Origin of the sequence: Bradyrhizobium sp. CCBAU 51627, assembly GCF_028128765.1 — a bacterium.
Taxonomy (GTDB): Bacteria; Pseudomonadota; Alphaproteobacteria; order Rhizobiales; family Xanthobacteraceae; genus Bradyrhizobium.
On record NZ_LBJG01000024.1, the window covers coordinates 190,690 to 210,746 of the forward strand.

Below are 20,057 nucleotides of genomic sequence, written 5' to 3' on the forward strand. Positions count from 1 at the left end.
AGCGCCCACCTGTCCCCTGCCGTCATGCAATATCGGAGCCAGACGGGAGATGGAGCGTCCTCGAATTGGCACGTCGCTTGCTGCTCGTTGGGCCGGAAAACGTGAGGGAAGAGCCCGATGGCGAAGGCGACACTGACCATCAGCAGCAAGAACTACTCGTCCTGGTCGCTGCGTGGCTGGCTGCTGACGAAATTTTCCGGGCTCGATTTCGAGGAGATCGTCACCGCGCCGGACGATCCTTCCGCGCGCGCCGAGATCCTGCTGCTGTCGTCGTCGATCCTGGTGCCCTGCCTGCGGCACGAGGGCGCCACCGTCTGGGATACGCTCGCCATCGCCGAATATCTCAACGAGGTGATGCCCTCGGCCGGCCTGCTGCCCGACGACCGCGTCCAGCGTGCGCATTGCCGCTCGATCTCAGGCGAAATCCATTCGGGCTTCACCACGCTGCGCGCCTCGCTGCCGGTCAATCTGAAGGGGCATTTTCCCGGCTTCAAGATCTGGTCGCGTGCGCAAGCCGATATCGACCGCGTCTGGTTCATCTGGCGCGACTGCCTGGAGAAGTCAGGCGGCCCGTTCCTGTTCGGCGACAAGCGCACCATGGCGGACGCGATGTACGCCCCCGTGGTGACGCGCTTCGTCACCTATGACGTCAAGCTCGAGCCGCGGCTGAACGCCTATGCCGACACCATCATGGACATGCCGGAGATGAAGGAGTGGATCGCGGCGGCGAGGGAGGAGCCGGCCGAGATCGAGGAGCTCGAGGTCGAATATTAGGCAGGGCCCGCAGGTAGCTGCCTGTTTCCAGAGCGGGGCCAGCGACGGTCCTGGCCGGCCGCTACACCATTGCCATCGTTAACTTTTGAGGCCAGCTCTCGGGGTTGGGCAGCAGTCGCGTTGCGCAGATCTTGTGCGTGACGGCGGCGGCTTGCCGACATCTAGCCGTGAACAGCCGCGTACGACGCCCTCAGGCTGATTCGGACGTGATTCGTTCAGGCCGCGTTCCGTTCGTTAAGCTGGAGACGCGGCCCCGTTGCATTTTGGCACAGACGCACGCCGTCAGGCCGCCCCTGAATGCTTCACGCGCGGCACGCGCCAGCCGATGACGGTGGCCTCCACCGCGATGCCGGCCTCGTGGTTCTGCCAGCGTCCCTCGACATAGCGGCAGGCGAACGGCAATTGGTACGTCCCGCTATGGTCCTCGCACAGTACTTCCAGCGGCAGCCCGGGCGGTGGTTCTCCGGCGCCATCGAATTCCGCCAGACGTCTTTCGCGCGTTGCCATTCCAAAAATCTCCCCTAATCAAAGCCGCGGAAAGAACGCCCACTTCTTCCGCGCGCGGTTTACCGCTCCCTGTCCCAGGGAACACGCCAAGCTCAACGCGAGAATGCGGTACGAGTGTGGTAGCCCTTGGCGGCTGTGCGCAATCGGCGCACATTGCCGTGATCGATTTGATGAGGAACCTTTAATGCCGCGCCGGATCGTTGCCGTTTGTTTCGTTGTGCTACCGTTCGTCGTGCACGCGCCGGTACTGGCGCAGGACGTCCCCGGCATCGAGATCTGCACGGTCGAGAAGACGATGGAGCGGCGCACCAGTTGCCTGCAGAGCAATGTCGAGTTTCTCCAGAAGACCATCACCAAGCTCAATCTCGATCACCAGCAGAAGCTGGATGCCGCAGCCAGGCAGATCGACGCCCTGAAGGTGACGCTCGCAGGCCTGCAGAAGACCATCGGCGATCTCCAGGCGGCGCAAGCGAAGCAGGCCGACGATCTGAAGAAGAAACAGGATGCGCCGCCGCCAAAGGATGCGGCGAAGTAGGCGGCGCCGTGTCCCGGACGCGGCGCGGCATGCAATGACGCGACGCAGAGCCGGAGGGGCCGCTCGTGACATAGTGAGATGGGCCCCGGTTCTGCAGCGCATCACTAACGTGCTGCGCAGCGCCCGGGGCACGAGAGCAATGGCGATCAAGCGGCGTGCCTCGTGTTCGCTTAAACTATCCCCGCTTCGAACGAGAGCCTTGGATCATGAACCCAGCCCAGCGCGCACTCTGGTACATCGAGAGCCATCTGGCCGAGCCGATGACGCTCGACGAGATCGCCGCGATTTCAGGCGTGTCACGGTTCCACATCGTGCGTGCGTTTGCCGCAGCCATTGGCTTGCCGATGATGCGTTACGCGCGCGCACGGCGGCTGAGCGAGGCTGCGCGCAGCCTTGCCAAGGGCGCGCCGGACATCCTTAGCATCGCGCTGGAGGCGGATTACGGCTCGCACGAAGCATTCACCCGCGCGTTCCGCGACCAGTTCGGCACCACGCCCGAAGCGGTCAGGGCCGCGAAATGCACCGACCATCTCAAGCTGCAGGAGCCGATCCTCATGGACTCCACCATGTCAGACAATCTCAAGGCCCCGCGTTTCGAAACCGCCAAGGCTTTTCTCGTTGCCGGTCCCGCCGAGCGCATCTCCTGCGACAACGGCGCGGCCATTCCCGGCCTGTGGCAGCGCTTCCACCAGGAGGTCGCCGATATCCCCGCACGCGTCGGCAACCTCGCCTACGGCGTCTGCTGCAACGGCGACGATGCCGGAAATCTCGATTACATCGCGGGCGTCGAGGTCGCCGATTTCTCCGATCTGCCGCGCCGCTTCGGCCGCATCCGCATTCCCGAGCAGCGCTATGCGGTGTTCACCCACACCGAACATATCTCCTCGATCCGTCGCACCGTCAGCGCGATCTGGAATCAATGGCTGCCGGCTTCCCGCCTGAAGGCCGCGGACGCGCCGAACTTCGAGCGCTACGACGAGACGTTCGACCCTGTCACCGGCAATGGCGGGCTTGAAATCTGGATACCGGTGCGGGAGTAGCGCGCAACGCAGCATTGCGCCCGCTTGCTTGGCAAGCGGAAGCGACTTTGTCATAACCGCTGGCAAACCTTGCCAGCGGGGCCCGTGCCGGACATCCCGCGCAAGCCATAACAAGCAAGCCGGGAGGGCCCCAAATGTCCACTGCCACGCCCAACGTCCGCGTTCTCGCGACCGACCTCGAGTTTCCCGAAGGGCCGGTCGTGATGCCCGATGGTTCCGTGGTGCTGGTGGAAATCCGGGGACAGCGCCTGACCCGCGTTTACCCCGACGGTCGCAAGGAGATCGTCGCGAAGGTGCCGGGCGGACCAAACGGCGCAGCGCTCGGTCCCGACGGCAAGATCTACATCTGCAACAATGGCGGCTTCTCCTGGATCCCGACCCGCAACATGATCATGCCGGGTCCGCAGCCCGAGGATTATCTCGGCGGCTCGATCCAGCGTGTCGATTTGCAATCCGGCAAGGTCGAGACGATCGTGACCAAGTGCGGCGAGCACGATCTGCGCGGGCCGAACGATCTCGTGTTCGACAAGCAGGGCGGCCTGTGGTTCTCCGATCTCGGCAAGCGCCGCGCGCGCGAGATGGATGTCGGCGGCATGTACTATCTCAAGCCCGGCATGACCGAGATCGTCGAGGTCGTGCACGGCATATTGCCGGCCAATGGCATCGGGCTGTCGCCGGACGAGAACACCGTCTATATCGCGGAGACGCCGACCGGCCGACTGTGGGCCTATGAGCTTTCCGCGCCCGGCACGCTGAAGCCGCGCGACGTGATCTATCGCGGGGAGCGGGGCAAGCCGATCTGCGGGCTCGGCGGCTACCAGATGTTCGACTCGCTTGCGGTCGAGGCGAACGGCAATGTCTGCGTCGCCACGCTCGTCTCCGGCTGCATCTCGGTGATCGCGCCCGACGGCACCCTGGTCGAGCAGGTCCCGACCGGCGACCGCGTCACCACCAATATCGCCTTCGGCGGCCCCGAGCTGAAGACCGCCTACATCACGCTGTCGGGCAAGGGCGAGCTCATCGCCATGGACTGGCCGCGCAGCGGTTTGCCGCTCAATTTCCTAAACAAATAAACGGTGCTAGTTACCGTCATCGCGAGCGAAGCGAAGCAATCCGGGAATGCGTCCGCGGTGACAGTCTGGATTGCTTCGTCGCTTCAGTGCAAAATTGCTTGCAATTTTGTCACGAGCTCCTCGCAATGACAACGGAGAGAGACTTCAATGCCCTGGCCTGATCCCATCACCCTGCGCGGACAGCACGCCCGTCTCGAGCCGCTGTCGAAACAGCATCTTCCGGGGCTGACCGAGGCGGTGAAAGACGGCGAGCTGTCAAAGCTCTGGTACACCGCGATCCCGCTGCCGGAGAACATGGGCAAGGAGATCGACCGCCGCCTGGGGCTGCAGGCTGCGGGCTCGATGCTGCCGTTCACCGTGTTCGATGCCGGCGGCGGCATCGTCGGCATGACCACCTACATGAACATCGATGCCGCCAATCGCCGCGTCGAGATCGGCTCGACCTGGTATGGCAAGAGCGCCCAGCGCGGCCCGCTCAACACCCAGTGCAAATTGCTGCTGCTGCGGCACGCCTTCGAGACGCTGAACTGCATCGCGGTGGAATTCCGCACGCATTTCTTCAACCACCAGAGCCGCCGCGCCATCGAGCGCCTCGGCGCCAAGCAGGACGGCATTCTGCGCAGCCACCAGGTCGCGCCGAACGGCACGCTGCGCGACACCGTCGTCTACAGCATCACCGCCGCCGAATGGCCGACGGTGAAGGCGCATCTGGAATATCAACTCAACGACAAGCCGCGCTAGGGGCGGCCGAGGCACCATGGATAGATTTGACTACGTCATCATCGGCGCTGGCTCCGCCGGCTGCATCCTCGCCAGCCGACTCAGCGAAGATCCTGATGTCAGCGTCTGCGTGCTGGAGGCGGGGCCGTCCGACTGGCACCCCTACATCCATCTGCCGGCGGGTTTCATCAAGACCTTCCACATGAAGAGCATCAACTGGGCCTACCAGCAGGAGCCGGGCCCTTACACCGGCGGCCGCAGCATCTACGCGCCGCGCGGCAAGACGCTGGGCGGCTCGTCCTCGATCAACGGCCACATCTACAATCGCGGCCAGCGCATGGACTTCGACACCTGGGCGCAGATGGGCAATCGCGGCTGGGGCTATGCCGACGTGCTGCCCTACTTCCGGCGCCTGGAGAAGCGGGTCGGCGAGGGCGAGGCGCTCTATCGCGGCCGCGAGGGCAGCCTCACCGTCACCACGATGGACTGGCGCGATCCGCTCTGCGAGGCCTTCATGGAGGGCGCGGTCTCGCTCGGCATCCCGCGCAATCCCGATTACAACGGCAAGACGCAAGAGGGCGTCTCCTACTGCCAACGCACCATCAACAACGGCCTGCGCGTCTCCGGCGCCACGGCGTTCCTCAAGCCGGCGATGAAGCGGCCGAACGTGCATGTCCACACCCATGCGCATGCGACCGAGATCATCTTCGAGGGCAAGCGCGCCGTCGGCGTGCGCTACATGAAGGGCGGCCGCGGCGGCACGCCTGTCGAAGTGCGCGCCAACAAGGAAGTGATCCTCTCAGGCGGCACCTATAATTCGCCGCAGCTGCTCCAGCTCTCCGGCGTCGGCTCCCCTGATCTGTTGCAGCAGCACGGCATCGCGGTGCGGCACGCGCTGCCGGTCGGCGAAGGCCTGCAGGATCACTACGCCCCGCGCACCGTTGCGCGCGTCAAGGATATCAAGACCATCAACGAGCTCCGCCGCGGCTGGCGTCTCTGGGTCGAGGCGATGAAATGGGCGACCCAGCGCAAGGGTCTGCTCTCGCTGTCGCCGACCATGGTCTATTGCTTCTGGCATTCCGGCGAGAGCGCCGAAAGCTCCGATTTGCAGCTCACCTTCACGCCGGCGAGCTACAAGGAAGGCGTGCAGGGCCAGCTCGAGGACGAGCCCGGCATGACCGTCGCCTCCTGGCAGCAGCGCCCGGAGAGCCGCGGCTATGTCCGCATCCGCTCGGCCGATCCGTTCGCGCCGCCGATCATCCAGACCAATTATCTCGATGCCGAGCTGGATCGCCGCGTCATCGTCGGCGGCATGAAGCTCGCACGCCGCCTTTTGAAGTCCGCGCCGCTCTCGCCCTATTACGCCTACGAGGATTTTCCCGGTCCCAACGTCGTCTCCGACGACGAATTTTTGCACGCGGCCACCGAGCGCGGCACCACCACCTTCCACCCCGGCTGCACCTGCCGCATGGGCCCGGCGGACTCGACCTGGGCGGTGGTCGACGACCAGCTCCGCGTTCACGGCCTCGAGGGCCTGCGCGTCATCGACGCCTCCGTCATGCCGCGCATGATCTCGGCGAATTTGAATGCGTCCACGATGATGATCGCCGACCGCGCCTCGGACCTGATCCGCGGCAAGGCCCCGATGGAAGCGGCAAGGATTCCGGATACCGCGGTAGCATAGGGCGGTCTCGTGCCCCGGACGCAGTTTCGTAGGATGGGTAGAGCGCAGCGAAACCCATCATCTTGCGGCGTTCGCGGAAAGCGTTTGATGGGTTTCGCTGCGCTCTACCCACCTACAAGCGCTCGCGCGACCCGTCGGGCAAAACACCCAACCACCCCGTCAACCCCTTCCTCCAAAAATATTCCACTTTACCGAAATTCGGAATTGCGGCATAAGTCGAAACAGCCCGGCCCATCGAAGAGGGGCGTCTCGTTTGTCGTTCGAAACGTGGGTCGGGTTGCGGTGGACGCGGCAGCGTCGGCACGAGACGGGGCGGGCAGGGCGGGTAGTCCCTGTGAGCTCGCAACCCGCGTGCGAACGAGCGGCGCTGTCAAGTTCATCTCGCCAGCATTCCTTCGGCGCGTGTGCACACAGCCGAAGGACCCTGTGGCGTCGATGAACGCGCGTACGGCAAAACCGTGTGGTCCCGGCCGTCGTCGCTACGGTCAAGCCTTCGCGGAGGTGCAGGGAGCCCAACCGGGTGAAATGCATCGCCAATCTGCGGGGCGAGGGAGGCCAGAAGGAATTCGGCTCCCGGGAGAGCGCGGCATAAGCCGTCAAGCCACTGCGCAGGGAAGGCCGTGTGTTCGGCTACACCTGTATGCTGCTGTGCGGTTTTTCTGCGCTACATCTCGCGCAGCAGACCGCGGGTGCCAGTCAGCACCCGGCCTTCCCTGCGCCCTCTGTTCAAAGAGGGAGCGACAGATGAAGCAAAGCTCGGGCGGGATCAGCCGCGAGAATGCGGAGATGTGTCTGCGATTCAAAATCCGAAATGGAGGACGATGTTGTCGCCCCTCGCGCCGTCATTGCGAGGAGCCCTTGCGACGAAGCAATCCAGACTGTCTCGGCGGAGGGAATCTGGATTGCTTCGCTGCGCTCGCAATGACGAGGAGAGAGCGTATGCGTCACATTCCACTCGCGTGCCCCGGACGCAGCGCAGCGCCCCGGCGATGCGAAGCATCGTCCGGTGCGGTGCGCTGCAGAGCCGGGGCCCATGTCTCCAGGTAATCCGTGTCGCCTTCTATTGGGGTCCCGGCTCTGCGCAGCAGCGTGGCACGCTGCAGCGCGTCCGGGACACGAGACGCCTCACACTTCCCGTCGGCTCAGGAACGCCAGCCGCTCGAACAGATGCACGTCCTGCTCGTTCTTGAGCAGCGCGCCGTGCAGCGGCGGGATCAGCTTGCGGGGGTCGCGTTCGCGCAGCTGCTCGGCGCTCATATCCTCGTTGAGGAGGAGCTTGAGCCAGTCCAGCAGCTCCGAGGTCGACGGCTTCTTCTTCAGGCCGGGGACCTCGCGCACCTCGAAGAAGATGCGCAGGGCTTCCTCGACCAGGCGCTTCTTGATGCCGGGGAAGTGGACGTCGACGATACGGCCCATCGTGTCGGCGTCGGGGAATTTGATGTAGTGGAAGAAGCAGCGGCGCAAGAAGGCGTCCGGCAGCTCCTTCTCGTTGTTGGAGGTGATCATCATGATCGGGCGCTGCTTGGCCTTGATGGTCTCACCGGTCTCGTAGACATGGAATTCCATGCGGTCGAGCTCGAGCAGCAAATCGTTCGGGAATTCGATGTCGGCCTTGTCGATCTCGTCGATCAGGAGCACCGGGCGCTGGTCGCTCGTGAAGGCTTCCCACAGCTTGCCGCGCTTGATGTAGTTCTTGATGTCGGACACCCTGCTGTCGCCGAGCTGGCTGTCCCGCAGGCGCGACACCGCGTCGTATTCGTAGAGGCCCTGCTGCGCCTTGGTGGTGGACTTGATGTGCCAGGTCAGCAGCGGCGCGTTCAGCGCCTTCGCCACTTCCTCCGCCAGCACCGTCTTGCCGGTGCCGGGCTCGCCCTTCACCAGGAGCGGGCGCTCCAGCACGATCGAGGCGTTGACGGCGACCTTGAGATCGTCGGTCGCAACATAATCCTTGGTGCCCGTAAATTTCATTTCGCGTCCTTGTTGGTCGTCGGCCGGGACATTGTCCCGGTCGCGACAAGGGAACGGCCGCGCATAGCGGCCGTTCCTGGTTCGGTCAGGCTTTCAGACCCGTCTTATCAGCGAAAGGATGACCAGCACAATCACCGCGCCGATCGTCGCATCGACGATGGCGCCGAACGTGCCGGTGGCGAGCTCGATGTGCAGCTGGGGCAGAACCCAGCTCGCCACCAGCGCGCCGATGATGCCGACCACGATGTTGCCGATCAGGCCAAATCCCGCCCCGTGGACAATCTTGCCGGCCAGCCAGCCGGCGATCGCGCCGATGATAAGCGCTGCGACAATTCCCATTGCAAACGTTCCCCAAACAACCCCTTGAGGCGGTCAATTCTAGAGCAAAATGCCTGCCGGTCCAGCGTCCCACGCCGGTCTCCGCCCCTTGACGTCCGTCCCCCGACGGGCAATCTGTCAGCCATGTTCCTGCAATTCTTCACCTCTCTGCGCGATGCGCAGGTCCCCGTGACGCTGCGCGAATACCTCACGCTGATGGAGGCGCTCGACGCTGACCTCAGCGACTATTCGGTCGAGAATTTCTACTATCTGTCGCGCGCCTCGCTGGTGAAGGACGAGCGCAACCTCGACAAGTTCGACCGCGTGTTCGGCACGGTGTTCAAGGGGCTGGAAAGCCTGCTCGATGCCATGGAGAAGGCGGAGATCCCCGAGGAGTGGCTGAAGAAGCTCGCCGAGAAATACCTCAGCGAGGAAGAGAAGAAGCAGATCGAGGCCATGGGCTGGGACAAGCTCATGGAGACGTTGAAGAAGCGGCTCGAGGAGCAGAAGGGCCGGCACCAGGGCGGCTCGAAATGGATCGGCACCGCCGGCACCTCGCCGTTCGGAGCACACGGCTACAATCCCGAAGGCGTTCGCATCGGCCAGGAGAAGAACCGCAACAACCGCGCCGTGAAGGTGTGGGACAAGCGCGAGTTCAAGGACCTCGACGGCAATGTCGAACTCGGCATTCGCAACATCAAGGTGGCGCTGCGCCGCCTGCGCAAATTCGCGCGCACCGGCGCGCCTGACGAACTCGATCTCGACACCACCATTCGCGAGACCGCCAATCACGGCTATCTCGACGTCCACATGCGCCCCGAGCGGCGCAATGCGGTGAAGCTGCTGGTGTTCTTCGACATCGGCGGCTCCATGGATTCGCATATCGAGCAGGTCGAGGAGCTGTTCTCGGCGGCGAAGAGCGAGTTCAAGCACATGGAGTATTTCTACTTCCACAACTGCCTCTATGAGGGCGTGTGGAAGCAGAACAAGCGCCGCTTCACCGACCGCACGCCGACCTGGGACGTGCTGCACAAATACCCGCACGACTACAAGGTCGTGTTCGTCGGCGACGCCTCGATGTCGCCTTACGAGATCATGGTGCCCGGCGGCTCGGTCGAGCACGTCAACGAGGAGCCGGGCTCGGTCTGGCTCGACCGCATCATCCGCACCTATCCGCACACGGTGTGGCTCAATCCGGTCGCGCAAAAGCACTGGGATTATTCGGAATCCACCACCATCATCAAACGCATCTTCGCCAACCGCATGTATCCGATCACGATCGAGGGGCTGGAGAATGCGATGAAGGAATTGACGCACTAGTTGCACGCGCCCCCGAACGACGACAAGAGGGAGAACCATATGCCCCAGAACATCACCCGCGGCATCAAGGCGCTGATCGACGAGGCCAATGCCGAGATCGAGACCCTCTCCGCCAAGGACGCCATCGAGATCTCCAAGAATGGCGATGTCGTCATCGTCGATATCCGCGACCCCCGCGAGATCGAGCGCGATGGCCGCATTCCCGGCGCGTTCTCCTGCACGCGCGGCATGCTGGAATTCTGGATCGATCCGCAGAGCCCGTATGCCAAGCCGATCTTCCAGGAGGACAAGAAATTCGTGTTCCACTGCGCCGGCGGCCTGCGCTCCGCCCTCGCGGCCAAGACCGCGCAGGACATGGGCCTCAAGCCCGTCGCCCACATCGCCGGCGGCTACGCCGCCTGGCGCGATGCCGGCGGCCCCACGGAGAAGTGGGAGCCGAAGAAGAAGGGGTGATACGTGCTGCGGTGTCGCCCAATCTCCGCTGTCATTCCCCGCGAAAGCGGGGAATCCAGTGCGCCGCGGCTTCTCGGCTCAATCATAATCGTCTCTGGAATACTGGATCGCCCGGTCAAGCCGGGCGATGACAGCGGAGTTTGAAGCGCACTGCTTCAACTTCGGAATGACAAGAAAGATCTCAGCATGACCGCCACCGATCCCCTCGTCTCCACCGAATGGCTCGCCGCCCACATCAACGATGCCAACGTTCGGGTGCTCGACGCCAGCTTCAAGCTGCCGGGCGTGCTGCCGCTGCCGAAGGATGACTATCTCGCGGCGCACCTGCCGGGCGCCGCGTTCTTCGACGTGGATGCGGTGTCGGATCATTCCAACCCGCTGCCGCACATGTATCCGAGCGCCGAGCAGTTCGGCCGCGATGTCGGCAATCTCGGCATCTCGAACGCCGACACCGTCGTGCTCTACGATGCCGGCGGCTGGGTCGCCGCGCCGCGCGCCTGGTGGATGTTCCTGGCCTTCGGCCACAGCAATGTGCGCATCCTCAATGGCGGGTTGAAGAAGTGGCGTGCCGAGGGGCGCCCCGTCGAGAGCGGCGAGGTGAAGCCGAAGCCGGCGACCTTCAAGGCAAGCTACGATCCGAAGCGCGTGCGCAGCATGCAGCAGCTGATTGCCAATCTCGAAAGCCGTGCCGAGCAGGTAATCGACGCGCGTGCCGCCGACCGTTTCGAGGGCCGTGCGCCCGAGCCGCGCGCGGGCATCCGCTCCGGCCACATCCCCGGCGCGCGCAACGTGCCCTACAATCAACTGTTCGATGCTGCGACCGGCGTGATGAAGCCGCTCGAGGAGCTGCGCGCCGCCTTCACCGGCGCGGGCGTGAAGCTCGATGCGCCGATCGTCACGAGCTGCGGCTCGGGCGTCTCGGCCGGCGTGCTGACGCTCGCGCTCTATCGCCTTGGGATTGCCGACACCGCTCTCTATGACGGCTCATGGTCGGAATGGGGCCAGGAGGGAGGCCCGGCGATCGCGACCGGGCCGGCGTAAGACTAGCGCGTGCGGGCGGCGGTTGTGGCCAGCGTCTGCTGTGGCTGGCCGAACGGATCGAGGGCCTGCCGCAGCTGCTGCGGTGGCGGACGTCGCACGATGCGGTGACGCTTCTTCGGCTTGTGTGCGCGCGGCTTGCTCTCCTGCGTCGCGCTGCTGGCCTTGGGCTTCGCCGGCGCAAGCTCGTTCAGCGCAGCCACCCTTGCCGCCGCAAGGTCGCTCACGCGCGAGGCCGGCGCGGGTGTCATCGTGCGCGGCAGGTTGATGGCGGACATGGCCGGCGCCGGCGGAGGCGCGACGATGGAAACGGTCGTATCGGCCGCGGTGAGGGTATCGGTCGGCACGGGATCCGCAGCCTGAATCTTGGCCGGTTCAGGGGCCGGGGCTTCGGTGACGGGCGGAGCGGTCTCGACAGGCGGCGCGATCGCCGCGACCTCGACCTTGGCGTCGACCTCGGGCTGGGATTCGGGCTGGGATTCGAGCGTCACCGCCGCCATCTGCTCGGGATCGGTCTCGACCGCGGGCAGGGCGATGCTCGGGATCTGGTCCTGCACCGCGGGCGTCGCGTCATCGACGACCGGCGCGACCTGCTCGACGCGCAGCGCCGCGAGCACCGGCTGGGCCGGTTCGGGCGCTTGCGCGAACACCTGCTCCTGCGGGCCGTTCCGCCAGGCCGGGTTATTGACATACTGCTCGTGGCTTGCCCGGAGCAGCGAGGCGGCGCCCAGGCCGAATACCAGGATGGAGGTAGACAGCAGGATCGCGGCAAGCAGGAAGCGGAAGCCGGGAAGCATTGACGGATTACGAATTTCCGCCCCGGCAGCGGGTGGCCAGGGCCCATGAGCCATCTGAACGCGGTGACGGTACTGCTTGCCGCGTTCGCCACGCGGGGATTCGAGCTCAAAGCGGTGGCGAATCAGGCTGATTCGAACATATCGCAACGTCTCCGCGCCGTTCCGTAAAAAACGGGGTGGAGGACACCGGTAATCTACGGCGTAATGCGATTTCCCCCCCCCGTGATGCAACGGGGCAACTGTGTGCGATTGCATCACAAATCGCAAAATCCGGCACAGATCCACCTGTTATGTCTTGAATGTGCCGCTATCTTCGGTCATCTGGCCGGTAACGGCTTGGACGGGGCCCGGGACCACACAAGAGCGATGATGATCAAACATTTTCTGACGATATGCGCTGCCGCAACGGTCGCTGCGGCGGGAACCTCGCTTGTGCAGGCCCAAAGCTATCCGGTCCAGCAGGCGCCGAGCTATGGCGCCCCTGCTGAATACCGGCCCGGTGACCGCACGCCGAATTTCGACGCGCTGGAAGACGATGACGACGCGACGCCGCACGCTTCGCTGCCGCCGCCGGGGCCGAACGGCCCGATCATGTCGCCGGACGATCCGCGCTACGGCCGCCCGGCCGGCGCTCCCCCGGTCTATTCCGCTGCCCCGCCGCAGGGCCCGGTGATGTCGCCGGACGATCCCCGTTATGGCCGTCCGGCCGGCGCTCAGCCTGTTTATTCCGCCGCCCCCCCGCAGGGGCCGGTGATGTCGCCCGATGATCCCCGCTACGGCCGCCCCGCGGCTCCGCCTCCGGTGATCTATGCCGACCGTCCGGGCCAGGCGCCCGCCAACGACGGCGTGCGTCCGCCGGAAGCCGTCGGCGGCCCGGCCGCGACCGGCGCGGTCTCGCCGCAGCAGGGCGCCGATGGCCGGCCAATGTCGGTTGCTTCGCTGCCGCCTGAGGAGCAGCCCGACGCCGCGCCCGCGCAGCTGGCGCCGAACCTGCGCCGCCAGGAAGTCGCGTTCCAGACCAAGGAGCCCGCCGGCACCATCGTGGTCGATACGCCGAACACCTATCTCTACTACGTCCTCGGCAATGGCCGCGCGATCCGCTACGGCGTCCGTGTCGGCCGCGACGGCTTCACCTGGACCGGCGTGCAGAAGATCACCCGCAAGGCCGAGTGGCCTGATTGGCATCCGCCGGCGGAAATGATCGAGCGTCAGCCCTATCTGCCGCGCTTCATGGCCGGCGGCGAAGGCAATCCGCTCGGCGCCCGCGCCATGTATCTCGGCTCGACCGTCTACCGTATCCACGGCACCAACCAGCCCTCGACCATCGGCAAGTTCGTGTCGTCGGGCTGCATCGGCATGCTGAACGAGGACGTCTCGGACCTGTTCGATCGCGTCAAGGTCGGCACCCGCGTGGTGGTGCTGCCCGGCGGTCCGGCGCCGGGAACGGCGACTGCCTCCGCGGCGCCGACGCCGGGCGCTGCCGGTCCGGCTCCGATGGCCGCCCAGGCCGGCCCGGTCCCGGGCACCCAGCCGACCGTGGTCCCGCCGCTGCCTGCTCCGGTCACGGTGCGTTAAGCGCGGCGAGACAATTGAGATTGCGAAGGGCGTGTCGTCGGCACGCCCTTCGTCGTTTCAGGCGAGCTTGCGCGGCAATTCATTGCCTTTGGTCCAGGCATCGATAGCCTCGACCATCTGGCCGTAATGGATGCGCAAGCCGTCCTCGGTCGCGTAGCCGAGATGCGGCGTCAGCACGAGATTGTCCAGCTTGCGGAAGGGATGGTCCACCGGCAGGGGTTCGACTGAGAATACGTCCAGGCCGGCGCCGGCGATCTTCTTCTGTTGCAACGCCTCGAGCAGCGCCTGCTCGTCCACGATCGGCCCGCGCGCCGTGTTGACGAGGAAGGCGGTCGGCTTCATCCGCGCGAGATCGGCGCGGCTGACGAGGCCGCGCGAGCGATCGCTCAGCACGACATGAATGGTGACGATATCGGCCTTGGTGAACAGCTCCTCCTTGCTGGCGTAGCCGACACCCGCGCTTGCACACTTCTCCGGTGTCAGGTTCGGGCTCCAGGCGATCACGTTCATGCCGAAGGCCTTGGCAATGCCGGCCATCTTGCTGCCGAGCTTGCCGAGGCCGACGATGCCGAGCGTGAGGCCCTCGATCTCGATGCCGGCAAAGGTCTGCCACGGCTCGCCCGCATGCATGCGTGCATTCTCGCGGCCGATGCCGCGAGTCAGTTCGAGGATCAGGCCCATGGTCAGCGGCGCGGTCGGGTCGCGCGAATATTGCGTGCCGCCGATGGCGATGCCCTTTGCCTTCGCGGCCTCCATGTCGATCGCGGCGTTGCGCATGCCTGACGTCAGAAGCAGCTTCAGCTTCGGCAGCTTGTCGAACAGGCCTTTGGGGAACGCGGTGCGCTCACGCATCGCGCAGATGATGTCGAAATCGGCCAGCGCGCTGGCTGCGGCCTTCTCGGAGGCGAAGGGGTGGCTGAACACGGTGACGTCGATACGGTCGGACAGTCTCATCCAGTCCGCGACGTCGAGGGCGAGGTTGAAATAGTCGTCGAGAATTGCACAGCGCAGCCGGCTCATCAGCATTCATCCATGGCGAGGGGTGAAGGCGCGCGTGGGCGCCACCGTTGGACCGGGCCATGGTTGCGCGCATCACGGCTGCGCGCAAGCAGCTTGCGTCTTCAAAAATCCGGCAAAAGGCGCTCAGCGGTCGCGGCGCTTGAGCCGGATCGGCGCATCCATGCCGTGCTTGGCGCGCCAGGCGGGGCCGGGGCCGCGCATGTAGTGCAGTTCGGGCCGGTAGGGGCTGAAGGCAGTGGTGAAGAAGCGCTTCCAGAAGCCCTTGGCCTCCGCGACGAGTCCGGAGACGTGTCCGGCTTCTACCGGAACGGGATGAGAGGTGGTCTCGATCAGAGCCATGATGCGGCCTCGCTGTGCTCCCGATCGTTCTGAGCGGGTGGCGCTGTTTCCGCGCGAAAGCGAGCTTTGGCCTGATTTATTAAAAGATGGTTTCAATTGTCCGGATCGGTGGCCGGATGGTGTCCGTTCCGTATTCATCCGTGGTGAACGGACGGAAAACATTGCCCTTTCAGGGCGGGATCGCTACATCGGCGGCAAGCAAATTTCCTCAAATCGAAGGTTTCACGGGACCGATGGCGCGCCAGTTCATCTATTTCATGCAGGGCCTGACCAAGAGCTACCCGACCCGGAAGGTGCTCGATAACATCCATCTGAGCTTCTATCCGGACGCCAAGATCGGCGTGCTCGGCGTCAACGGCTCCGGTAAGTCGACCCTGCTCAAGATCATGGCCGGTCTCGACAAGGAGTACACCGGCGAGGCCTGGGTCGCCGAGGGCGCCCGCGTCGGATATCTCGAGCAGGAGCCGCAGCTCGATCCCAAGCTGTCCGTGCGTGAGAACGTCATGCAGGGCGTCGCCAAGCAGAAGGCGATCCTCGATCGCTACAACGAGCTTGCGGTCAATTATTCCGACGAGACTGCAGATGAAATGACCAAGCTGCAGGACGAGATCGAGGCCCAGGGCCTCTGGGATCTCGACAGCAAGGTCGACCAGGCCATGGACGCGTTGCGCTGTCCGCCCGACGATGCCGATGTGACGAAGCTTTCCGGCGGCGAGCGCCGCCGCGTCGCGCTGTGCCGGCTGCTGCTCGACCAGCCCGAGCTTCTGCTGCTGGACGAGCCGACCAACCATCTCGACGCCGAATCCGTGTCGTGGCTCGAAGGCCATCTGCGCAACTATCCCGGCGCCATCCTGATCGTCACCCACGATCGCTACTTTCTCGACAACGTCACGGGCTGGATCCTCGAGCTCGATCGCGGCCGCGGTATTCCCTACGAGGGCAACTACTCGTCCTGGCTGGTGCAGAAGCAGAAACGGCTGGAGCAGGAGGGCCGCGAGGACGCCGCGCACCAGAAGACGCTGGCCCGCGAGCAGGAATGGGTGGCATCCTCGCCCAAGGCACGGCAGGCCAAATCCAAGGCGCGCTACCAGCGCTATGAGGAGCTGCTCAAGAAGGCGAGCGAGAAGCAGACCCAGACCGCGCAGATCATCATCCCGGTCGCCGAGCGGCTCGGCGCCAACGTCGTCGACTTCGAAGGCCTCAGCAAAGGCTTCGGCGATCGTCTCCTGATCGACAATCTCACCTTCAAGCTGCCGCCCGGTGGCATCGTCGGCGTGATCGGCCCCAATGGCGCCGGCAAGACCACCTTGTTCAGGATGATCACCGGCCAGGAAAAGCCCGACGCGGGTACGATCACAGTCGGCGAGACCGTTCACCTCGGCTATGTCGACCAGTCGCGCGATGCGCTCGACGGCAAGAAGACCGTGTGGGAGGAAATTTCAGGCGGCAACGAGCTGATCCTGCTCGGCAAGAAGGAAGTGAACTCGCGCGGCTATTGCTCGGCTTTCAACTTCAAGGGCGCGGACCAGCAGAAGAAGGTCGGTGCACTCTCCGGCGGTGAGCGCAACCGCGTGCACCTTGCCAAGATGCTGAAGTCCGGTGCCAACGTGCTGCTGCTCGACGAACCGACCAACGACCTCGACGTCGACACGCTGCGCGCGCTCGAAGAGGCGCTGGAGGACTTTGCCGGCTGCGCCGTCATCATCAGCCACGATCGCTGGTTCCTCGACCGTATCGCGACCCACATCCTGGCCTTCGAAGGCGACAGCCATGTCGAATGGTTCGAAGGCAACTTCCAGGACTACGAAAAGGACAAGATGCGCCGGCTCGGCCAGGACAGCATCATCCCGCATCGCGTGAAGTACAAGAAGCTGACGCGGTGATAGCGGCATGATGCGGCGGACGCTCATCGCTGCGGTGATCGTGGTCACCTGCGGCTGGTCGTCCGCCCACGCCGCCGACGCCGCTTTCGCCCAATTCATTGCCTCGCTCTGGCCGGAAGCGCAGGCCGCGGGCGTCTCCCGCGCGACGTTCGAAGAACAGACGCGCGGGCTCGAGCCGGATTACAAGTTGCCTGACTTGATCCTGCCGGGGCGGCCGGCGACTGGTGCGCCGTCGCAGGCCGAGTTCGTGCAGGTGCCGGCCGACTACATCAAGGAAGCTTCGATCGCGCGGCTCGCGGGTGAGGGGCAAAGGCTGCTCCAGAAATACAATGCGGCGCTGACGAAAATCGAGAAGAGCTCCGGCGTCCCTGCCACCGTGATGCTCGCGATCTGGGGGCGCGAGACCGATTACGGCCGCTACACGCTGCCTTACGATCTGGTCCGCGTGTTGGCGACGCAGGCCTATGTCGGCCGGCGCAAGGACACCTATCGCAATGAGTTCATCCTCGCGCTCAAGATCCTCGGCGAGGGCGTGGTGACGCGCAAGGAGATGCGCTCATCCTGGGCAGGCGCCACCGGGCTCACGCAATTCCTGCCTTCTGAATACTACAAGCACGGCGTCGATTTCGACGGCGATGGCCGCATCGACATCTGGCACTCGGTGCCGGATGCGCTGGCGTCTGCCGCGCAGCAGCTCGTCAACAAGGGCTGGCAGAGCGGGGTGCGCTGGGCTTACGAGGTGCAGGCGCCGGCGAAGGTCGATTGCACGGCGGGCGTGCCCGAAGTGACCAAGCCGATCGGTCAATGGTTGCGAGAAGGCTTTGTGCCGGTGCGCGGCGCGAGGCTGAGTGCCGCCGAGCAGGCGCAGCCGGCCTCGTTGCTGCAGCCGGAGGGCATCTATGGTCCCTCGTTCCTGGCGACGAAGAACTACTTCGTCATCAAGGAATACAATTTCTCCGACCTCTACGTGCTGTTCGTCGGTCATCTCAGCGACCGCATGACGAGCCCGCTGCCGTTTGCGACGCCCTGGTCGGCGTCGAAGCAGCTGCGAACGAAGGACGTTGAGGCGATGCAGCGCGGGCTCACGCGCGTCGGGCTCTACAAGGACAAGATCGACGGCAAGGCCGGCATGCAGACGCGCGCGGCGCTCGGTGCCTATCAGAAGTCGGCAGGGCTTAAGGTCGATTGCTGGCCCAGCGAAGAAGTGCTGCGTTCGATCCAGGCTGCGCGATAGGGCGGGACCAAAAGAAAAAGCCCGGTCGAGGGTGCTCGACCGGGCTTCGATCGGGGCGCTCAGATACGCCGTGCGATCAGATCAGTAGCAAACGCGAACCGGGCGGATGACCCAGCCGTAGCCGTCCCAATAGCGCTGGCGCTGCCAGTAGCAGGGCGGGGGCGGCGGGCCAGGCTCGGCCACGTAAACCGGGCCACCATAGGCCGGACGGCTCGAGGCGATCGCACCGCCAATGATCGCACCGCCAAGCAGGCCAGCTGCGATACCGACGCCGACGCCGTCACCGGCTTTGGCGGACGGCGTGGCGGTCACCAGCGAACCGGCGATCGTCGCAACCGTGAGGGCGGCAACAATAGTCTTCTTCATGCTCTTGGCTCTCCTGGGAGAAGGACGTCCCTTGTTAGGAGCGTCCGGGGTTCAAAGGTTCACGCACACTCTGATGGAATTGGCCTTGCAGCTAGGAAGCGCGCAAATGGTCAATCCACGGTAAACGCACACGGAGCTGTGACGAGAAAAAGCGGTCTTTTTCAGGCCCTGAGATGAACGGCCCATCCGTAGTGAACCGGCCGTTGCGGACTCAGCCGCAGACGCGGACGCGGCGGACGCGCCAGGCATAGCCGTCCCAGAACCGCTGTTTCTGCCAGACACAGCCATCGCCGTAATAGTCGTCGGCAACGTAGCCAGGGCTAGGCGCGTAGTAGCCGGGTTCATAATAGCCCGGGCCGGGTCCGTAATAATACGGAGATGCCAACGCGCCGCCAACAATGGCGCCACCGATGATCCCGGCGGCGACGCCTGCAGCGACACCGCGCTGTGCATGGGCCGGCGTTCCCGCCGTCAGGACCAGGGTGGCGGTGGCAGCGAGTGCCATAAGCAACTTCTTCATGGGGCGACCTTTCACGGCGAACGCGGAACTCTTACGGCCAAAGTTCCATATTTCGTTTGAACGATCAATGAACGGTTCATCTGCCGGGTGCGACCAAATGCTAGAAGTCACCGCTTTTTGCCCAGGAGAGGACGATGAACATCCTGACCGATGCCCTGATCGCCTTCGGGGCGGTCGGCGTGATCGGCTATGCCCTGATGACCCATTTGCAAAGCCGGGAGCCGCGTCCGCGCGCCAGAGCCGGGAGCGATGGCGGAGCCAGTGACACCTATTCGGATACGACGAACGACGGCTTCTCGCTGGGAAGCTGGTTCTCGAGCGACAGTTCCGCGAGCTCTACCGACAGCAGCGGCTGCTCGTCCAGCGATAGCGGCGGGAGCGGCGATTGCGGTGGCGATAGCGGCGGAGGCGGCGGCGACTAGGACCGATTTGGTCATGACCTTGCTTGATCCAGCGCAACGCCCTGGCTTAGAGCCGTTCTAAGCTATCGATGGGCCAGTTTGGAATAGCTTGAAATACCGGTTTTTCCTTTTGCATCCGGCTGGCCCGTTAAATATCGATGATGGTGCATCACCGAAGGGCCTACCACTTCCATGATCGTTTGTTCCTGTAACGTGCTGAGCGATGACGACATCCGCGCCGCCGTCGCCGAGTCCGACGATGCCGTGCGTCATGCCAAGCAGGTCTATGGATGTCTTGGCTGCAGTGCCGAATGCGGCCGCTGCGCGCGCACCATCAAGACGATCATCGATGAAGCGCTTGGTCCTTGTGCCGAATCCTGCTGCGCTGGTTGCCCGCACAGCCACGCGGTGGCGGCGAACGATGAGATCGCCGAACCCGTGCAGTTCGCCCTCGCGGCCTGCTGAAAACGTTCCCGCCAAAGGCTTTTCCCC

The 20,057-nt window shown here is 64.5% G+C and carries 22 protein-coding genes; 14 read left to right on the plus strand and 8 right to left on the minus strand.

Translation table 11 applies throughout. The features are described from left to right. Positions 1-117: 117 nt before the first annotated feature. Positions 118-774 (plus strand): glutathione S-transferase family protein, encoded by a 657-nt coding sequence (locus XH88_RS15795; RefSeq protein WP_271669221.1) that lies wholly within the window; start codon positions 118-120, stop codon positions 772-774. Positions 775-1,056: 282 nt separating this feature from the next. Here XH88_RS15795 and XH88_RS15800 read toward each other — a convergent pair whose 3' ends face one another. Continuing rightward, on the minus strand, positions 1,057-1,281 hold the full coding sequence (locus XH88_RS15800; RefSeq protein WP_271669222.1) for a hypothetical protein: 225 nt from the start codon (positions 1,279-1,281) through the stop codon (positions 1,057-1,059). A 184-nt stretch (positions 1,282-1,465) separates the two neighbouring features. Between XH88_RS15800 and XH88_RS15805 the strand changes: the two genes are divergently transcribed. The 5 genes from XH88_RS15805 (at position 1,466) to XH88_RS15825 (ending at position 6,333) form a co-directional block, all read left to right on the plus strand. Next, positions 1,466-1,816, plus strand: a complete 351-nt coding sequence (locus XH88_RS15805) for a hypothetical protein (protein ID WP_271669223.1) — start codon at positions 1,466-1,468, stop codon at positions 1,814-1,816. Positions 1,817-2,022: 206 nt separating this feature from the next. Further along, entirely contained in the window at positions 2,023-2,856 is an 834-nt protein-coding gene (locus XH88_RS15810) for an AraC family transcriptional regulator (protein ID WP_271669224.1), read from the plus strand. Between the two features lie 134 nt (positions 2,857-2,990). Continuing rightward, positions 2,991-3,929: an SMP-30/gluconolactonase/LRE family protein gene (locus XH88_RS15815; protein ID WP_271669225.1), complete on the plus strand. Its 939-nt coding sequence runs from the start codon at positions 2,991-2,993 to the stop codon at positions 3,927-3,929. Positions 3,930-4,076: 147 nt separating this feature from the next. Then, positions 4,077-4,670, plus strand: a complete 594-nt coding sequence (locus XH88_RS15820) for a GNAT family N-acetyltransferase (RefSeq protein WP_271669226.1) — start codon at positions 4,077-4,079, stop codon at positions 4,668-4,670. 16 nt (positions 4,671-4,686) lie between these two features. Continuing rightward, on the plus strand, positions 4,687-6,333 hold the full coding sequence (locus tag XH88_RS15825; RefSeq protein ID WP_271669227.1) for a GMC family oxidoreductase: 1,647 nt from the start codon (positions 4,687-4,689) through the stop codon (positions 6,331-6,333). A gap of 1,125 nt (positions 6,334-7,458) precedes the next feature. On the opposite strand, the gene XH88_RS15830 is transcribed toward XH88_RS15825, so the two are convergent. Both XH88_RS15830 and XH88_RS15835 read right to left on the minus strand, forming a co-directional pair. Then, on the minus strand, positions 7,459-8,301 hold the full coding sequence (locus tag XH88_RS15830; protein ID WP_271669228.1) for an AAA family ATPase: 843 nt from the start codon (positions 8,299-8,301) through the stop codon (positions 7,459-7,461). Between the two features lie 93 nt (positions 8,302-8,394). Continuing rightward, a complete protein-coding gene (locus tag XH88_RS15835; protein ID WP_271669229.1) occupies positions 8,395-8,640 on the minus strand; it encodes a GlsB/YeaQ/YmgE family stress response membrane protein in 246 nt (81 codons plus the stop codon). A gap of 123 nt (positions 8,641-8,763) precedes the next feature. Here XH88_RS15835 and XH88_RS15840 point away from each other — a divergent pair, with 123 nt between their 5' ends. From XH88_RS15840 to sseA, 3 genes are all read left to right on the plus strand, one after another. Continuing rightward, on the plus strand, positions 8,764-9,939 hold the full coding sequence (locus XH88_RS15840) for a vWA domain-containing protein (RefSeq protein ID WP_057754158.1): 1,176 nt from the start codon (positions 8,764-8,766) through the stop codon (positions 9,937-9,939). Positions 9,940-9,978: 39 nt separating this feature from the next. Continuing rightward, positions 9,979-10,392: a rhodanese-like domain-containing protein gene (locus XH88_RS15845; protein ID WP_092297737.1), complete on the plus strand. Its 414-nt coding sequence runs from the start codon at positions 9,979-9,981 to the stop codon at positions 10,390-10,392. 186 nt (positions 10,393-10,578) lie between these two features. After that, positions 10,579-11,433 carry a 3-mercaptopyruvate sulfurtransferase gene (gene sseA / locus XH88_RS15850; RefSeq protein ID WP_271669230.1) on the plus strand — a complete coding sequence of 285 codons (855 nt, stop codon included), beginning with the start codon at positions 10,579-10,581 and terminating at the stop codon, positions 11,431-11,433. A 2-nt stretch (positions 11,434-11,435) separates the two neighbouring features. On the opposite strand, the gene XH88_RS15855 is transcribed toward sseA, so the two are convergent. Next, positions 11,436-12,227 (minus strand): hypothetical protein, encoded by a 792-nt coding sequence (locus XH88_RS15855; RefSeq protein ID WP_271669231.1) that lies wholly within the window; start codon positions 12,225-12,227, stop codon positions 11,436-11,438. A gap of 369 nt (positions 12,228-12,596) precedes the next feature. Here XH88_RS15855 and XH88_RS15860 point away from each other — a divergent pair, with 369 nt between their 5' ends. Beyond that, entirely contained in the window at positions 12,597-13,802 is a 1,206-nt protein-coding gene (locus tag XH88_RS15860; RefSeq protein WP_271669232.1) for a L,D-transpeptidase family protein, read from the plus strand. Between the two features lie 57 nt (positions 13,803-13,859). Here the strand turns inward: XH88_RS15860 and XH88_RS15865 are convergent, their stop codons facing one another. Continuing rightward, positions 13,860-14,822 carry a D-2-hydroxyacid dehydrogenase family protein gene (locus XH88_RS15865; protein WP_271669233.1) on the minus strand — a complete coding sequence of 321 codons (963 nt, stop codon included), beginning with the start codon at positions 14,820-14,822 and terminating at the stop codon, positions 13,860-13,862. Positions 14,823-14,945: 123 nt separating this feature from the next. Further along, the gene (locus XH88_RS15870; protein ID WP_271669234.1) at positions 14,946-15,161 is read right to left on the minus strand and encodes a hypothetical protein; all 216 of its coding nucleotides are present in this window, start codon (positions 15,159-15,161) and stop codon (positions 14,946-14,948) included. A gap of 233 nt (positions 15,162-15,394) precedes the next feature. On the opposite strand from XH88_RS15870, the gene ettA reads away from it, so the two are divergent. Together ettA and XH88_RS15880 are read left to right on the plus strand one after the other, a co-directional pair. After that, positions 15,395-17,044, plus strand: coding sequence for an energy-dependent translational throttle protein EttA (gene ettA / locus XH88_RS15875; protein WP_271669235.1), 1,650 nt, complete (start codon positions 15,395-15,397; stop codon positions 17,042-17,044). Between the two features lie 7 nt (positions 17,045-17,051). After that, a complete protein-coding gene (locus XH88_RS15880) occupies positions 17,052-18,278 on the plus strand; it encodes a lytic murein transglycosylase (RefSeq protein WP_271669236.1) in 1,227 nt (408 codons plus the stop codon). An 81-nt stretch (positions 18,279-18,359) separates the two neighbouring features. Here the strand turns inward: XH88_RS15880 and XH88_RS15885 are convergent, their stop codons facing one another. Next, complete coding sequence (locus XH88_RS15885; protein WP_271669237.1) at positions 18,360-18,644, minus strand: hypothetical protein; 285 nt, start codon at positions 18,642-18,644, stop codon at positions 18,360-18,362. Positions 18,645-18,855: 211 nt separating this feature from the next. Beyond that, on the minus strand, positions 18,856-19,164 hold the full coding sequence (locus XH88_RS15890) for a hypothetical protein (protein WP_271669238.1): 309 nt from the start codon (positions 19,162-19,164) through the stop codon (positions 18,856-18,858). A gap of 134 nt (positions 19,165-19,298) precedes the next feature. On the opposite strand from XH88_RS15890, the gene XH88_RS15895 reads away from it, so the two are divergent. Then, entirely contained in the window at positions 19,299-19,586 is a 288-nt protein-coding gene (locus tag XH88_RS15895) for a hypothetical protein (protein WP_271669239.1), read from the plus strand. Between the two features lie 171 nt (positions 19,587-19,757). After that, a complete protein-coding gene (locus XH88_RS15900; protein WP_271669240.1) occupies positions 19,758-20,030 on the plus strand; it encodes a (2Fe-2S)-binding protein in 273 nt (90 codons plus the stop codon). Positions 20,031-20,057: the final 27 nt, after the last annotated feature.

Coding starts and splice junctions, on each gene's coding strand:
- XH88_RS15795 (WP_271669221.1), top strand. CDS start 118: ATGGCGAAGGCGACACTGACCATCAGCAGCAAGAACTACTCGTCCTGG.
- XH88_RS15800 (WP_271669222.1), bottom strand. CDS start 1,281: ATGGCAACGCGCGAAAGACGTCTGGCGGAATTCGATGGCGCCGGAGAA.
- XH88_RS15805 (WP_271669223.1), top strand. CDS start 1,466: ATGCCGCGCCGGATCGTTGCCGTTTGTTTCGTTGTGCTACCGTTCGTC.
- XH88_RS15810 (WP_271669224.1), top strand. CDS start 2,023: ATGAACCCAGCCCAGCGCGCACTCTGGTACATCGAGAGCCATCTGGCC.
- XH88_RS15815 (WP_271669225.1), top strand. CDS start 2,991: ATGTCCACTGCCACGCCCAACGTCCGCGTTCTCGCGACCGACCTCGAG.
- XH88_RS15820 (WP_271669226.1), top strand. CDS start 4,077: ATGCCCTGGCCTGATCCCATCACCCTGCGCGGACAGCACGCCCGTCTC.
- XH88_RS15825 (WP_271669227.1), top strand. CDS start 4,687: ATGGATAGATTTGACTACGTCATCATCGGCGCTGGCTCCGCCGGCTGC.
- XH88_RS15830 (WP_271669228.1), bottom strand. CDS start 8,301: ATGAAATTTACGGGCACCAAGGATTATGTTGCGACCGACGATCTCAAG.
- XH88_RS15835 (WP_271669229.1), bottom strand. CDS start 8,640: ATGGGAATTGTCGCAGCGCTTATCATCGGCGCGATCGCCGGCTGGCTG.
- XH88_RS15840 (WP_057754158.1), top strand. CDS start 8,764: ATGTTCCTGCAATTCTTCACCTCTCTGCGCGATGCGCAGGTCCCCGTG.
- XH88_RS15845 (WP_092297737.1), top strand. CDS start 9,979: ATGCCCCAGAACATCACCCGCGGCATCAAGGCGCTGATCGACGAGGCC.
- sseA (WP_271669230.1), top strand. CDS start 10,579: ATGACCGCCACCGATCCCCTCGTCTCCACCGAATGGCTCGCCGCCCAC.
- XH88_RS15855 (WP_271669231.1), bottom strand. CDS start 12,227: ATGCTTCCCGGCTTCCGCTTCCTGCTTGCCGCGATCCTGCTGTCTACC.
- XH88_RS15860 (WP_271669232.1), top strand. CDS start 12,597: ATGATCAAACATTTTCTGACGATATGCGCTGCCGCAACGGTCGCTGCG.
- XH88_RS15865 (WP_271669233.1), bottom strand. CDS start 14,822: ATGAGCCGGCTGCGCTGTGCAATTCTCGACGACTATTTCAACCTCGCC.
- XH88_RS15870 (WP_271669234.1), bottom strand. CDS start 15,161: ATGGCTCTGATCGAGACCACCTCTCATCCCGTTCCGGTAGAAGCCGGA.
- ettA (WP_271669235.1), top strand. CDS start 15,395: ATGGCGCGCCAGTTCATCTATTTCATGCAGGGCCTGACCAAGAGCTAC.
- XH88_RS15880 (WP_271669236.1), top strand. CDS start 17,052: ATGATGCGGCGGACGCTCATCGCTGCGGTGATCGTGGTCACCTGCGGC.
- XH88_RS15885 (WP_271669237.1), bottom strand. CDS start 18,644: ATGAAGAAGACTATTGTTGCCGCCCTCACGGTTGCGACGATCGCCGGT.
- XH88_RS15890 (WP_271669238.1), bottom strand. CDS start 19,164: ATGAAGAAGTTGCTTATGGCACTCGCTGCCACCGCCACCCTGGTCCTG.
- XH88_RS15895 (WP_271669239.1), top strand. CDS start 19,299: ATGAACATCCTGACCGATGCCCTGATCGCCTTCGGGGCGGTCGGCGTG.
- XH88_RS15900 (WP_271669240.1), top strand. CDS start 19,758: ATGATCGTTTGTTCCTGTAACGTGCTGAGCGATGACGACATCCGCGCC.